This window comes from Sphingomonas trueperi (genome assembly GCF_040545665.1).
Taxonomy (GTDB): domain Bacteria; phylum Pseudomonadota; class Alphaproteobacteria; order Sphingomonadales; family Sphingomonadaceae; genus Sphingomonas; species Sphingomonas trueperi_B.
The window spans coordinates 1,201,231-1,216,101 of the sequence record NZ_JBEPMH010000001.1 but is presented as its reverse complement, the minus strand read 5'-3'; the positions used below and the strand labels follow the sequence as shown (position 1 = coordinate 1,216,101).

Here is a 14,871-nt window from a genome sequence, read left to right as displayed (position 1 = left end):
TGCTCCTCAAAACGTCGCTGCCAGGCCGAAGAAAATCCGCCGATCTTCCCGCGCACTCGTCAGCAGCCGCAGCGAGTCCTGCAGATACTGCCGATCGATCGAGCGGGTGAGGTTGATCGCCTCCACCGTCAGCCGCAGGCTGCGGGTGAGGTTGAGCTGCGCCGAGGCATCGAGCTGCCCGCGCCCCGCCGCGTAGGAACTGCCGCCGGCGGCGGCGCTGCCTTGGCCGAGCAGATAGCTGGAGCGATAGATATAGGCGACGCGGGCGGAGAGCGTCTTGTCCTCATAGAAGCCGATTAGGTTGTAGCTGTGCTTGGACAGCCCCGGCAGCGGCAGGCTGGCGCGCGTCGCCTCGTCGATCAGCGGCGTCTCGCTGTCGACATAGGTGTAGTTCGCCTGCACGCCGAGGTTACCGAGCAGGCCAGGCAAGAAACGCAGCGACTGCTGATAGGCGACTTCGACGCCCTTGATCTTGCCCGACGCGCCGTTGACCGGCTGGGTGATCTGGAATGCGCCATAGGTTTGCCCCGTGCTTGGGTCGATCTGGTCCGACAGGCCGGGAATGAATTCGCTCTGGGTACGGTTGAGCGTGAAGGAGTCGACGTTCTTGTAGAAGCCGGCCACCGTCAGCGCGCTGGAGGGTGCGAAATACCATTCGAGGGTGGCGTCATATTGCGTCGCTTCGAACGGGCGCAAGCCGGGGTTGCCGCGCGATCCCGTCCGCGACACGAAGAGCGGCACGAAGCTCACGCCCACGTCGCTGAGGCTGGGCCGCGCAACGACCTTTGCCGCGGCGACCCGGAAGGTGAGGTCTCGGCGGAGGCTGAGCGCGGCGTTGGCGCTCGGCAGCCAATAGCCGAAGCGCGACTTGGACGCCGTCGGCTGCGTATCCGAAAGATAGCCCGAGGAGATCCGCTCGAAGGTGATGTAGCGAACCCCGGCATTGCCGGTGAGCGGCAGCGATCCGAGCGCGCCTTCGAAATTGCCCTTGGCATAGAAGGCCAGCGTATCCTGGCGGACGTCCTTGATCGAGACGCGCCCGAACGGGATCGTGTCGGCGCGCGGCACGGGCAGGCCGAAGGCGTCGCGCGCGGCCTGCTTGCTCGTGGTACCGCCGAGGATGTCGCGGGGGAAATTGCCGGGCACGCCCGGGTAGAAGCTGCCTTGCTGGTTGTTGTAGACCAATCCGGGCAGTTCATCGACGGTCAGGATCCCGTCGCCATTCTTGTCCCCGCGCGACAACAGGCTCGCCGCCGTCGGGATGTTCTGCGGCGCTTCGGAATAGAATTGAATCGACTCGTAGCGGCTGCCGACTTCGACCGTTTTGAGCGGGCCGGCATCGGTGCGGATGGTGAAGTCCACCCGGCCGTCATAGCCTTTATTGTCCGTACGGAAGTCGTTCTCGAAGATCGACGCGAGCTGGTACTGCGCCGGATCGTTGGGGTTGAAGTTGGAAGCGAGCGACAGGTCGGGCACGGCCCCGCCGCGCGAAAAGTCGATCGTGGCGTTGGCGGTGCGGCCCGCGCGGGGCACCACCACATAGGTGAAGGACGCACCGGGTCCCCCATCGGTGCCGATGCCCTTGGCGTAGGACGCGTCGGCTTTCACCGTGACGATCTCGCCGTCATATTTGGTCGAGAAGCCGATGTTGGTGGACTTGAATTCGGTCGGCTCGTCATAGACCAGCGGGCGGACGGTCACCCCGGTATAGGTGGAGCGCACCACCGTGCCGTTGGCATCGGCGACCGCGCCGACGTCGTTGTCGTTGAACAGGATCTGGTAGTTCGCACTCTGCCGGTTGCGCTTGAGCCGGGTATAGGTGCCGTCGAGGATCATCTCCCAGCGCTCGCCCGGTCGATACTGGACCGAGCTGTTGAGCGTGAGCCGCTCTTCGGCACGGTCGTAGATCCGCGCCATGTAGCGGTTGGGTCGGTACAGGCCGGGATCGTTCACCCCGTCGCCATTGCCGTCGATATTGTTGGTGCGGGTCCAGCCGCCCGTGTCGAACGAATAGCCGCGCGTGTGCGTGTTGGAATAGGCCGCGCTGGCGAGGATCCCGAAATTGTCGGCGAACGTCTTCGACACCAGGGCCGAACCGCGATAGCCGAGATGATCGGCCTGGTCGGTATAAGCCCCCTGCAGCCGGCCGCTTACGACGAAGTCGGCAAGCTCCAGCGGCCGCTTGGTCTTGAGATTGACGGTGGCGCCCAGCGCGCCCTCCGGCATGTCCGCCGTCGGCGATTTGGACACGACGATGCTGGAGATGATCTCCGGACTCACCGACTCCAGCGAGGCGCTGCCCCCGGCGCCGGGGCCGAGAAAGGTGCGGCCGTTGATCTCGAGCCGGTTCTGCGAAATGCCGCGCACGGTGAAGTTCGATCCGTCGCCTTCGCGGCGGGTGATCTGCACGCCGGTGATGCGGCTCATCGACTCCGCGACATTCTGGTCCGGCAGCTTGCCGATGTCCTGCGCGGTGATGACGTCGACGATGTTGCCGGCGGCGCGCTTCACATTGATCGATTGCTGCAGAGATGCCCGGATGCCGGTGACGACGATCTCCTCGCCCGCGCCCGGTGCCTCCTGCGGTGCGGGCTCGGCCGTCACCTGCATCGACGCCGGTTCCGCCTGCGCGACGGCGGGCGTGAGCGACGCCCGTTCGTTCGACGCGCGGCGGCGCAGGACGATCGCGCCGCCCGCGCGCACCGGCACCAGATCCGTGCCGTCGAGCAACCGGCGCAGCGCCGCGGCGACGTCGAGCGATCCCTTCACCGAATTGACCCGGAGGTTGTCCGCCAAGGGCCCCGGTACGAGGATCTGAATTCCGGCCTGATGCGCGAATTGGGGAATGCCGGTGCGCGCTGGCTGCGCGGAGACGTCGAACTGGCGCGTCTGGGCCGTCGCGGTCGCGATCGGCGCCACGGACACAACGACAAGCGCGGCCGAGCCGAGAATTTGAGAACGCACGGAAACCATGGGTGAACCTCTCCCTGTGTCGGCGCTTTCTGTTCCGAAGCGCTCACCCCGTACGAGCCAGCGCTTTGGCAATTCCGTCAGCGCTGCTCCGGCTTTTTCCGCGCGATGCGGATTTCCTGAGGCGTTATGGTCACCTGGGCGTCGAATGAGGTGGCAAGCGTGGCGGCGAAATCACCGGGCTTGTCGATCTGGAAGAGGCCGATCAGCCGCTCGCGCGCCAGGTCCTGATCCTCGATCACGAGCTGCTGGCGGTTATAACGGTTGAACTGGCCGACCGCGTTGGAAACGGTTTCGTTTTCCAGCGCGATCTCGCCGCTGCGCCAGGCCAGCGCGCGGGTGATCGCGGCAGGCGCGGTGCCGACGACGGGTGCTGTCGCACCGGCATGAAAGCGCGCGAACTGGCCTGCCTCGATGATCGTCATCGCGCCGCTGGCATCCGCCGCCCATACCGCCACCGTGCCCTCCGTAACCGCGATTTCGACGCCCTGATCGCGCCGCTCCACCGAGAAGGCGGTCCCCACCGCCCGCACGAGCGCGATGCCGGCATCGACCACGAAGGGGCGGGCGCGATCCTTGGCAACCTGGAACCAGGCCTGACCATGATCGAGCGAGATGCGGCGGATGTTCCGCTCCAATGTCACGCTGAGCGCGCTGTCGGTGTTGATCATCGCGACTGATCCGTCGGCGAGCGGCAGGCGCCGGATTTCGCCGCGTGCCGTCTCGACATGCTGCGCACGCCAATACTGCCACCCGAACAGCCCGGTTACGCTGGCGGCGAGCGCAGCGGCCGCTCCGGCGAGGAACCGGCGACGCGCATGCGGTGCCGGATGCGCTGGCGCCACGCGATCCGCGGGCGGCGCGATCGCCTGGTCGACGAGGCTCAGCCCGGCCATCGCCCGCAGCAGGGCGCCTGCATGGACGGGATCTTCCGCCAGCCACGCCTCGATCGCTGCCTCGCCCGCCGCGTCGAGCGGGTGGCGCAGCGCCCATTCGGCCGCGGCCTGCTCAACGCGATCGGACATGGGCTTTTCCTTCCTCCGCCGCGGGGACGTTCTGGTCCGGTTCGGTCAGCACGCGCAGGATCGCACGAAGGCTGCGGCTGGCATCATTCTCCACCACCATTTCGGTCACGCCGAGCCGAGCGGCGATTTCCTTCTGGCTGAGCCCGTCGACGCGGCGGAGCAGGAAGATCCTGCGCGCGCGATCGGACAGGGTACCCAGCGCGGCGCGCACCCGATCGAGCTCCTGACGCCCCGCTGCGATCCGATCGGGCAGGGGCAGGTCGCTCGCCAGTTCGCTGCCCTCGGCTTCGGCGATGGGCTCGATTCGAACCACCCGGGCGCGCTGTCGTTGCCGGTGCGCCAGGTTTCGCGCCATGGTGAACAGATAGGCGCGCGGCTCGGTGATGTGGGACAGGTCGGAGAGCTGCGAGAGCCGGCAATAGCATTCCTGCACGATGTCCTCCACGTCCTCGGCTGCCACGACGCGCGACCGCAACCAACCACGAAGGTCGCGTTCGTGGGGCAGGATCTCGCGTCCCACCCATGCCGCCAGTGCCGTCCGTTCCGTGGCTGCTCTCCTCTCCGCTTCCTTCGAGACATGGGATCGCATTTTCCGTCAGCACAGAATAACGCTGTCAAAGGCAGACGCGATGCAGCCTTGACCGAGTGGGTGATTTTCGAACTCGGCCCTGTCAGCTCACGACCAAAGCCGGTCGTTTGAACGGGTACGCCGAATGTCTGCTGCTGACAGAAGCTGCCGATGAACGTTGAAATGCAGACCATCATGATGGCGCCCATCTCCCACCGTTAGGAGTGCTCTCGAGTTCCCCAGAGGCGGACATGGCGGAATGTAATTCGCAGTTAGAGCCGGCGCCCCTTACGGTTCGCCCTCACGTGATTCCGAACGCCATACGCATCTTTGCGAGGGCCGCAATCGACCCTTCCTAAATGGGAGAGGCGGATACTCCGAGGATTGAGGAGGACTGACGATGCGTAGCCCCGCGTTTGAAATTAACCAGACCCGTCGCTCTGTCCCGTACGTGGCTCCGGAGACTCGTGAGCAATGTCCCAGCTGCAGGCAGTGGTTCGACCCGCGCGACCTCAGCGAAGTGATGCAGCACGACTTAGAGCGCGGCCTCGATTCAAGGCACTGACCTCTCTAAAATTGGCGCAGAGGTCGGCTAGGGAAGCTCGCGCTTCGTGCGTATAAGACGGGTCAGAATGTACAGACGGCTTGATAAGGGCGCCATCGGATCGCGCGGCGCCTAATTACCGACACTCGACACGGCGGGTGCACTTTCCAAAAGCGACCATGGCAGCCCTCAGGCTATGGCAGGTACCGACAGAGAACGGTTTCCAGACGGAAAGCTGTGCCGGAGCGCGGGGGAAGATTGTGGCTCGGGCTGATGAACCTGCTTTTACAAGAGCCAGCACGTACCAGAAGCAGCCGTTCCAGTCTTGGCCAGCAGGGGCAGAGGACGGCTATCGGGAACGGCTGTTGCAACTGCGACATGGCGCCGCCGCCGACAAACAGCATAACACTGCCTCAACTCAAATCGCGATCGCGATCTGCGGCATAACTTTCAACCGCCCTATGTCACGGATAGGCGGGGCGCCGAAGAGGCGACGATACTCGCGGCTGAATTGGGAAGGGCTATCATATCCGACGCGGAAACCCGCCTCCGCCGCGTCGAGCCGTTCCGCCAACATCAGCGCCCGGGCTTCCTGCAGCCGCAATTGCTTCTGGTATTGCAGCGGAGTCATGGCGGTGGCGCGGCGGAAGTGGTCGTGAAAGCTCGACAGGCTCATGCCGGCAAGGGCGGCAAGGTGCGGCCCGCTGAACGGCTCGCGGAAATGCGCCTTCAGCCAGGCGATCGCCTGCGCGATCTGGCCGGTACGGCTTTCACCGCTGGCGATCGCGCGCAATGCGCCTCCGCCCGGACCAGTCATCAGCCGCACCAGCAATTCCCGCTCGATCAGCGGCGCGAGCAGCGACGCGGTCGCCTGATCGCCGAGCAGCGCCGTCAGCCGCGTTGCTGCGTCGATCAGTTCCGGTGTCATCGGGTGTAGGGTCATCCCCGCGCCGTCCTCAGCTGCCGGCAGGGGCGGCAGGGTCAACGCGATCTCCGAAAGGAGGGCGGGGTCGAGATAGAGGCAGAAACAGAGATACGGCGCGTCCGCACTCGCCTGCGTCACGGCACCCGTGATCGGCAGGTCGAGCGAGGCGACGAGATAGCTGGCGGGGCCGTAGTCGATGACCGCATCGCCCAGCAGCACCCGCTTGCCCCCTTGCGCGATGATGCACAGCGCCGGGCGCTGCACCATATGCACCGGCTCACCGCTCTGGCCTGAGCGGACCAATGCCAGTCGCGCGATGGGCGTGTCGATGATGCCATCGCGCTCGGCGTATCGGGCAATCTGCGTCGCCAGTTCCTGATGTGCCATCAGCGCCTTCGTTCCGTTACTCAAGCCTTCGACTTCTATAGACCTGACCCCACCCGATCCAGCCGGCCACTTGCGATCTGGAATATCGTACAATCATCACGCACGACCGTTCTACCGCCCTGCACCCGGACCACGCCATCTACCGGACATCGGATCGAAGTTTCGGTCCGCCTGAACGGGAGTGACTATCATGGCTATCGAGGACAAGGTTATTGCGATCACGGGCGCCAGCAGCGGCATCGGCGAAGGCACAGCGCGGCTGCTGGCGGCGCGCGGCGCGAAGCTGATGCTGGGCGCACGCCGCACCGATCGGCTCGCCGCCCTCGCGGTGGAACTAAACGAAGCGGGAGGCACGGTCGCCTTCCGGCCGCTCGACGTGACCGACCGCGCCGATTTCGAGGCGTTCATCGCCGCGACCGAAGCCGAGTTTGGCCGGGTCGATGTTCTGGTCAACAATGCGGGCCTGATGCCGCTGTCGCGCTTCGACAGCTTCAAGGTCGACGAGTGGGACCGAATGATCGACGTCAATATTCGTGGCGTCCTCCACGGGATCGCCGCTGCCCTGCCGCGCTTCAAGGGGCAGGGCAGCGGCCAGTTCGTCAACATTTCCTCGATCGGCGGCTATGCCGTGTGGCCGACCTGCGGCGTCTACAGCGCAACCAAATATGCGGTACGCGCGATCTCGGAAGCGCTGCGCATGGAGCATGACGACATTCGCGTCACCATCATCGCGCCGGGCGTGGTCGAATCGGAACTGGCCCACACGATCACCGATCCGGTGGCGGCGCAGGCAATGGTCGATTTCCGTGCCATCGCCCTCACCCCGGACGCGATCGCCCGCGCCATCGCCTATGCGGTGGAGCAGCCGGCCGACGTGGACGTCAACACGCTGATCGTCCGGCCGGTGCGCTCGACGATCTGACGCGAAGGGAAGCGCGTCCGGCTCCCGCTCTCCTTCGCATCAACGGCCCCTCCCGCAGAAGGGAGGGGCCTATCCTGCGCCTTACGCCGTCGCGCCGCCATCGATGTTGAGCGTCGTGCCGGGGATGTAGCTAGCATCCGGTCCGGCGAGGAACGCGACCGCACCCGATGTTGTCGTGGCGCGACGCTGCATATCGCTCCTGTACCAAAGGGCATGGCACGTGGCGCGGCGTCAAGCTTTCAGACGTGATGCACAGGTCCATAGCCTTTGTCGGTGCCGGCCCCACCACGATCTACACATTGCACGCGCTCCTCGCGGCGATGCGCGGGCAGGCGGCGATCACGGTGTACGAGGCACAGTCACACGCAGGCCTCGGCACGCCCTATCGCCCCGGCTGGAACGATCCGGCGATGCTCTCCAACATCGCCAGCGTCGAGATCCCGCCGATCCGCGAGACGCTTTGCGCATGGCTCGCACGTCAGCCGCGTGCCACGCTCCTCCGCTTGGGCGTAGATCCCGATGCGATCGACCCGCAGACCTTCTATCCACGGGTGACGCTAGGCGCCTATTTTCGAGACCAATTTGATTGGCTGATCGCGAGCGCGCGCCAGCGCGGCATGACCGTGGAGGTCGTCACCGGCGTGCGCGTCACGGACATCCGGGCGGAGGGAAACCGGATCTGCCTTTCGCTATCGCCCCGAAGCGGCGCCGCGTTCGAACGGGCCCACGACGATGTCGTGCTGGCGACCGGGCATCAATGGCCGGAGGAGCCGGAGGTGAAACCGGGCTACTTCCTCAGTCCTTGGCCGGCAACGGCGCTGAATCGCATTCCTCCGACAGCCGTCGGCATCCTCGGCAGTTCGCTGACCGCGATCGACGCGGCGGTCACGCTGGCGATACGACACGGCGCTTTCGTGGAGACCGAAGACGAGGCGCTGCGCTACCGCGTCGACCCGCATGCGGACGATTTCGCCATCACCATGCTGTCCCGCAAGGGTCTGCTACCCGAGGCCGACTTCTATCATCCGCTTCCCTACGAGCCACTCGCACGCTGCACCCCGGAAGCGGTTTCGGCTCTAATCGAACGGGGCGGCACGGATCTGCTCGATTGCGCCTTCGCCCTGTTCTGCGACGAGCTTGCCGCCGCGGATCCCGACTATGCGGATGCCATCGGCCTTTCTGACGTGACGCTGGAAAGCTTCGCGGATCGCTATTTCACCGATCGCATGGCGGCGGACCCCTTCGACTGGGCCGCCGCAGATCTCGCCCGGGCCCGGATCGATTTCGAAAACGGTCATACGGTGCCGTGGCGCTATGCTGTCCTGCGGATGCACGAGGTGCTCGCGCTGATCGCCCCGCATCTCGACGAAACGGCGCTGGAGCGCTTCAACACCGCGCTGAAGCCGGTCTTCGTTGACGCCTACGCCACCGTGCCGCATCTCTCGATCGAACGCATGCTGGCGCTGCACCGAGCGGGGCGGCTGGAGGTGGTCGCACTCGGGCACGGGAGCAACATCGATACGCGGTCGGAGTCGGGCGCGGTCGTCACCATCGACGGTCGGCGGCGGCACTTCCCGGCCTTTATCGACGCGACCGGCCAACACGCGTTGGGCGCCGAGGCGTTTCCGTTCCCGACGCTGCTTGCGCAGGGCGTGGTCGAAGATGCCGAACAGGCCGATGGCGCCGGCATCAAGGGCATCGTGGTGGACGCGCAATTCCGGCCTGTGAGCGCGCATCCCGCGCGGGAACGGATGTTCTGCCTCAGCATTCCGTTCCTGCTGCAGCGCCATCCGTTTCTTCAGGGCATTACCAGCTCGCACGAAATGGGCGTGATCGTGGGCACGGAACTCGCGGAGGTGGCGGACGCTGCCGCGCTGGAAGCGGCGGCATGACAGAGTTTTAAGGGGGAATGCGGTGAAGCTGTTCGCGATCTATATCGGCGGCGAGCATCCGTCTGCGCATATCGAGGTCCATGACGTCCGGTTCGTCGTCGCGGAGCGGATCCAGGACACCCACGAAAGGCTGCGCGCCGAGTGGTGGGGTACGCCGGGCACGCTGCACATTGACTGCTGGGCGGAAATCGACCGGGCCGACGGCCATGCCGTCACCTTGCGCTCCAAGCCGTCGACGACGCGCGAGAAGCTCTGGTTCGTCAATCTCGGCGGTTATGACGGCGTCGATTTCGCCGAGCAGCACAAGAACATGTTCGTTGTCGCCCAGTCGGCAAGGGAGGCGAAAGCCCGCGCCCTGGCTGCCGTGCAGGGCTGGAAGGACGCGCACCGCGACGATCTGTTCGAGGCAGACGCCGTCTTCGACCTCGACGGCATGCTCGGCGAGAGGCTGTACATCCACCTGACGCCTGCCGACGACGCAACCGCGCCGCGCTTCACCTGCCGCTACACGCCCCTCAAGTGAGGTCTGCTCCGACCGCCTCCCCGACATGGTCGGCGGAGCGGGCGGCCTCCAAGCCCTCGTACCAGTCGGCATAGGGCGTGTTGCGCGCAAGGTGACGGTTGAAGTCGGGAGCGCCGTCTTCCCACCAAGGCGGGCCGCGTTCGCCGAGCTGGCGCTTGGCGTGATCCACGGCCGCTCGGGCCTTCGCCTCGCCGCCGGCGTCCTGCTTTCGCCCTGCAACCCCAACCGCACGCCGCGCAGCCATCAGCGCTCGGACAAGTTCCGTTCGCACCTCCGGCGTCAATGTGGGGTTGGCCCTGCGCCACAGCCGCCCGCGCACGACGAAGTATCGGCCATCGGGGGTGACCGGGTATGTCGGCGTATCAGCTACGGTCGCGCGCATTGGTGCACTTGCCGAGCCATGATCAGCCGGCGACCTTGCGCAGCGAAGCTTCGATCTCGCCGCCGCAATAGGCGTCGCCATAGTCGGACAAGCTCTTCTGCTTCAGCGCGGCGAGGCGGGGCGTTTCCTGCAGCCGGCGAGCAAGACCCCAGATTGCGGGCGCCGTCTGTTCGCCCAGCCTGGCAATCTTCGGGAAGCGATCGGCCATGGTGGACCAGAGTGTGGCGGTGACGAGGTCCGCGACGCCTGGCTCCGCCGTGCCGAGAAGGAAGCCCCCATCAGCCGTGAGGCCATGGCGTTCGCCGAGCGTTTCGAAGATTCGCATCCACTTCTGCAATCGCGGTACGAAGGCTTCCCATTTTTCCGCCGTCCACATCTCGCGCCCGCCGTCCAGTGTGAGTTCGTCGATCACATCGTTGGCGTCGTTCGCCACCTTGGCGGTGAGCGCGCGGCTCTCCGCCGCGGCGGGCAGCAGGTGCAGCTGTTCGCCGAGATACAGGGCGATCGCCGGCATCTGCGACACGGCGAAGTCGCGTTGCCGGTCGACGAGGATCGGCGGTCCCATGAACGCGATTGGTTGCTCGGCAGGAGGCCGATCCATCAATGCGGCGATCGCGTCCGCATCATGCTCGGTCCACCGCGCGTTGGCGAAGGCCAGAATGGCTCGAAGGAACTGGCCACGGAATGGCACCGGCCAGTAATACAGGTCGAATTCGCGCATCGAAGTCCCCGGTAAACGCCTGTCCCTAGGAATGACTGCATCTTGAGATCGTTCCTGGGCCGGGAGTCGAGACTTGTCTCAGAGCGTCCTGGCGGCCCCGTCCCAGTGGTTCTTTTCTGGCCGCAGGAGCAGATTCAAAGAGCTCGACGGCTGCCCCCAGGAAAGACGCGTAGCAGGCCGCTCGGTCTACCTGAAAGCGGACGCAATCGAGCCTAGCACGATCGACGTTGCAGATAATTGGCCGTCGGCGGATCTACGCTGCATGACTGATGCCGCGACTGGGTCACCGCTCTGTCGAGCGGTCAAGCTGGATGGAGCCGGCGACCAATATTTTGCTTATTGTCGCAATCACCGCTTGTCCGCACGCACACAAAGTGCAGCATTTCGACGCTGACAGATCTCGACCAACTCAAGACATCCGCCGATCACTCCGCCGCTAGGGTATCACCTATCTTTCGGCGGCTCCAACGGCAGCGGATGCTTGTTCGGTCATCTGCTTGCAGAGCGTGCGTTCAGACAGTCTCTGTACCCGAGCATTCTCGGCGAGCGATATCATCTGGCCCTCTCGGACCTCCTCGGGATGCGCAGGATCAGCCGGGTTCATCAACCCAATAACCTGCGGTCCAACGATGATGCCGCGCCGGCCAACCTCTTGCTGCGCAAGCGCGGCGGGCGTGGCAGTCATTCCGCTCAAGGTAGCAGCCACGGTCCTCCGCGCGTTCGCCACATCGCCTGTGTTCGCGAAGCCCTTGGCGACACAATATTCAATAAGGCCCAAGCGATTGTAGGTCGCGCCGAATGCCCGTTGAAGCCTTTCATCGGAGGGCAGGTCCTGTGCCTGCAGGCGGCTAACAGACGCCGTTCCGAGCGCGACCCCGACCATGAGCTTGCGATAAAACTTACGCATCCAAACTTCCTTGGCTGCCGAGGGAACGCTCTCGGACAGGATCCGATGCGGATGAAGTGGGATCACATGTGGCCTTCGGAGACGAGGTCTGTCTTGCAAGATGGCACGTCGGCTTCAGCAAGCGACTCCCCAAATGCCACGCATGCTGGTGGCAACGCCGCCGTGGTCCACCGTAAGAACTGCGCGACCGCTGCTGCTATCTGTCGGCGCACTCGATGTGGAGCGGCCAGTGGCCTGAATGCGCAGACGGTACCCCGAACAGGAAGCAGTGCCCTGTCCTGTCTCCAAGTTCTCGCCCTCTTTCTCGGTCAACCGACAGGAGCGTAAGCCCTGCTGATCTCGGAGCATGAGCTCGCTGCCAACAAGCTGGAGATAGTCGCGGCCTGCCCCGGTGAACGTAAACGTGCAGCCTGTCTCCTGCGTCGATTGCTCGTCCGCGTCGCTCAGTGGCACAAGGGGCATCCGCTTCGCACTTGCTTGAACGGCGCTCTGATGTGGCGGCGTCGCAGCGCCTAAGGTCACTGCGGCTGCGCTGGCCAAGAGTGCACGAATGAACAGCATCCTTCTCCTTGTCGCGGGATAGGTGGGGCAGACAGCTGGTTCCTACGCCTTTGGCAAGGCCGAAAAGCCATCTCATCTGGCGCGGACCGGCGGACCATTTCGCCTCTATCTGCCTCAACATGCCTCGCCGCGGCCCGATTGCACGTCGCTGCGGGCCGGTTAGAGGCGTTGCTCCCTGGGGTGGTGGTCTCTCCGGGGGTGAGCCCAAGGAGGCCGACCGGATGATGCGAGTGCTATCCAATGTCCTTTTCGCGCTTGCGGGGCTGACGGGTGTGTGCGCGATGCTCGTCTATGGGTATCTCGTTGAACTAGCCTGCGGCTACGCTCCCGGCGCGATGAGTTGCAGCGGAGCGCCTTGGGACCTGACGGCAGATGACCGCTTCTGGCTGATCGGCATGCCATCCATCGCAATTGCCAGCCTCCTTGCCCTCGGAGCGCTGGCAAGGCGGAAGGCTTAACCGAGCAGCTGGAGGACCGCACAGGTCTTCGCGGGGCCAGCATCCCGCTCCCCGGCATCCGGATGCAGGCGTTCGAAGGGCAGATCGGCACCTCTAATCTGACGCCTCTCACCCCACTCTTCCTGAGGAATCTGACAGATCAATGCGGCAACCGCTAGGATTCGGACCGAGGCGTGCGCCCGCATACGCAGGAGTCCGAAGGGGTATATTTGACGTATATTTGACAAGTTTCCTGCTGATCCAGCTAAGCCATTGAGAAATGGCGCACCCGACAGGATTCGAACCTGTGGCCTCTGATTTCGGAGCGATATGGCCGTTTAATCGTCAGCAACAAGTTATGTGAGCTTCGACCTTTTAGCGTCCTGGCTTGCCTTCAAGCGCTCATGATAATCTGACCAGTATTGCATCATTCGAACGCGCTCGTCCCAATGCTCGCCGCGGAGATAGGCTCGACGGACGTCATTTCTCTCTACATGCGCGAACTGCCGTTCGATCGCATCGGGGTGCCATTTCCTGCTCTCGTTGAGAATGCTGCTGGCCATCGCGCGAAAGCCATGGCCCGTCCTCTTCGTCTTGTCATACCCCAGCCGGCGTAGGGCGGCGTTGATGGTATTGTCGGAAATCGGGCGAGCGTCTGACCGGACGCTTGGAAGCGGCCCAATTTCATCTTCTCGCCGGGGATGGTCCAGACCTTTGTTGAAAGGTCGAACTCCGCCCACTCCCCAGCGCGTAGTTCGCCCGGACGCACAAAGACGTGTGGAGCTATCCGAAGCGCCAAGGCAACCGCTGGCTGGCCCGCGTAACTGTCTATAGCGCATAGCATCGCGCCGACCTTGTCGGGCTCGATGATCGCGGCATGATGTTTGACCTTGGGCGTGATCAAAGGCTGCGGGTTCCAATGGATCGACCCGGATTTGGGTGGATCAGATACCGCCAAAACCCACGGGAATCCGACAATTTTGGATGCCCTTCGATGTCTGTGGAAAGGTGGATGGTGCCGGTTGCAGGAATCGAACCCGCGACCTTCGGTTTACAAAACCGCTGGCACTGGGACGATGATGGAGGAAATGCGCGGTTTTCCGCGTTTCTACGCCCGGTTTGGGCCGGTGGTTTTGGCCGGTTTGTGGTTCAAAAGGTTCAGGGTGGGCCGAGGAGCCAAGGTTTCCTGAAAACGGTAAACCCTTCGCTCCTCTCTCTCCCTTCAAGCAGCCGCATGAATAAGGATATAGGATGATGGAACAGTGGAATAGCGATATGGACGCGGCGCCGAAGGATGGCACGCTGGTCGATCTTTGGGTCGTGTTCCCAGGTGAAGGTGAAGGCCGGTGGGCAGACAGCCATTGGGATGACAAGCGGCAAGATTGGAAGGGACGCGGCGGTTTTGTCCTTGGGCAGTATGCCGCGAAGCCATACGCCACCCACTGGATGCCCCCCCCTCCTCCTCCCTCCCACTCCGTATAACTGGTAGGAGTGTGATGGTTATGCAGAACAATGACTTAGGGCGCATTCCTTCGGAACCAGGCTCGCAGGCTTCGCCCGAAGCCGCTTGCGCGGCTTCGCCTGTCGGTGCTGATCCCTTGCGCTTGCCATACCGCTGCTCTTTCTGCGCCAAGACTGAACACGAGGTGCGCAAACTGATCGCAGGTCCAGACGTGTACATCTGCGACGAATGCGTTGGGCTGTGTGGATCAATCGTTAATCGCAACAGCAGCCCGGCTATGGATGTCAAATCAGTTGACGAAAGGCTTAGCGCGTTTGCCAGCCATTACGGGCTAACCCCAAGCGTCGGCATGCTTGGGATGCTGGGATGGGTCGTTGGCGTTGAGCTTGAGCTATTCATGAAGCCCCGCGACAGCGCGGGCCTCGGAGAGGCATCGCCCAACCTCAGTCAGGAGACCACCACTAATGACCAAGGATGAACTGATTGCGCTGGCATGGTGCCAGTCGCAGGCCTGCGAGATCCTCGGCGTAGCGCTCAAGCGTGACGCTGACATGGAGGCCATCAAGGTGCTAGCGTCCGACGTGGCAATCAACTTAGGGATGCTTATCGATGATGCCCACGCCCACGCCACCACAGGAGACTGAA

Annotated in this window: 11 protein-coding genes and 1 pseudogene; 5 read left to right on the top strand and 7 right to left on the bottom strand. The window is 64.0% G+C overall.

What is annotated here, in order from left to right; translation table 11 throughout:
- Positions 1 to 6: 6 nt before the first annotated feature.
- The 4 genes from ABIC65_RS05710 to ABIC65_RS05695 form a co-directional block, all read right to left on the bottom strand.
- Complete coding sequence (locus ABIC65_RS05710; protein ID WP_354307360.1) at positions 7 to 2,919, bottom strand: TonB-dependent receptor; 2,913 nt, start codon at positions 2,917 to 2,919, stop codon at positions 7 to 9.
- Positions 2,920 to 3,050: 131 nt separating this feature from the next.
- The gene (locus ABIC65_RS05705; protein WP_354307358.1) at positions 3,051 to 3,995 is read right to left on the bottom strand and encodes a FecR family protein; all 945 of its coding nucleotides are present in this window, start codon (positions 3,993 to 3,995) and stop codon (positions 3,051 to 3,053) included.
- On the bottom strand, positions 3,979 to 4,515 hold the full coding sequence (locus ABIC65_RS05700; protein WP_354307356.1) for an RNA polymerase sigma factor: 537 nt from the start codon (positions 4,513 to 4,515) through the stop codon (positions 3,979 to 3,981). Before ABIC65_RS05700 ends, ABIC65_RS05705 begins: the two co-directional genes overlap by 17 nt.
- Positions 4,516 to 5,525: 1,010 nt before the next feature.
- Complete coding sequence (locus tag ABIC65_RS05695; RefSeq protein WP_354307354.1) at positions 5,526 to 6,419, bottom strand: AraC family transcriptional regulator; 894 nt, start codon at positions 6,417 to 6,419, stop codon at positions 5,526 to 5,528.
- A 190-nt stretch (positions 6,420 to 6,609) separates the two neighbouring features.
- Here ABIC65_RS05695 and ABIC65_RS05690 point away from each other — a divergent pair, with 190 nt between their 5' ends.
- From ABIC65_RS05690 to ABIC65_RS05680, 3 genes are all read left to right on the top strand, one after another.
- On the top strand, positions 6,610 to 7,341 hold the full coding sequence (locus ABIC65_RS05690) for an SDR family oxidoreductase (protein WP_354307353.1): 732 nt from the start codon (positions 6,610 to 6,612) through the stop codon (positions 7,339 to 7,341).
- Positions 7,342 to 7,589: 248 nt separating this feature from the next.
- Entirely contained in the window at positions 7,590 to 9,233 is a 1,644-nt protein-coding gene (locus ABIC65_RS05685; RefSeq protein WP_436286715.1) for an FAD/NAD(P)-binding protein, read from the top strand.
- 22 nt (positions 9,234 to 9,255) lie between these two features.
- The gene (locus ABIC65_RS05680) at positions 9,256 to 9,756 is read left to right on the top strand and encodes a DUF1543 domain-containing protein (RefSeq protein ID WP_354307351.1); all 501 of its coding nucleotides are present in this window, start codon (positions 9,256 to 9,258) and stop codon (positions 9,754 to 9,756) included.
- Here the strand turns inward: ABIC65_RS05680 and ABIC65_RS05675 are convergent.
- From ABIC65_RS05675 to ABIC65_RS05665, 3 genes are all read right to left on the bottom strand, one after another.
- Positions 9,749 to 10,000, bottom strand: a complete 252-nt coding sequence (locus tag ABIC65_RS05675; protein WP_354307350.1) for a hypothetical protein — start codon at positions 9,998 to 10,000, stop codon at positions 9,749 to 9,751. The genes ABIC65_RS05680 and ABIC65_RS05675 overlap by 8 nt on opposite strands.
- 160 nt (positions 10,001 to 10,160) lie before the next feature.
- Positions 10,161 to 10,859 (bottom strand): glutathione S-transferase, encoded by a 699-nt coding sequence (locus ABIC65_RS05670; protein WP_354307349.1) that lies wholly within the window; start codon positions 10,857 to 10,859, stop codon positions 10,161 to 10,163.
- Between the two features lie 448 nt (positions 10,860 to 11,307).
- Complete coding sequence (locus ABIC65_RS05665; RefSeq protein ID WP_354307347.1) at positions 11,308 to 11,766, bottom strand: hypothetical protein; 459 nt, start codon at positions 11,764 to 11,766, stop codon at positions 11,308 to 11,310.
- A gap of 2,596 nt (positions 11,767 to 14,362) precedes the next feature.
- On the opposite strand from ABIC65_RS05665, the pseudogene ABIC65_RS05660 reads away from it, so the two are divergent.
- Positions 14,363 to 14,506 (top strand): annotated as a pseudogene (locus ABIC65_RS05660) (ClpX C4-type zinc finger protein); the annotation flags it as partial.
- Positions 14,507 to 14,690: 184 nt separating this feature from the next.
- Positions 14,691 to 14,870 carry a hypothetical protein gene (locus ABIC65_RS05655; RefSeq protein WP_354307345.1) on the top strand — a complete coding sequence of 60 codons (180 nt, stop codon included), beginning with the start codon at positions 14,691 to 14,693 and terminating at the stop codon, positions 14,868 to 14,870.
- The last annotated feature ends 1 nt before the right edge of the window (position 14,871 follow it).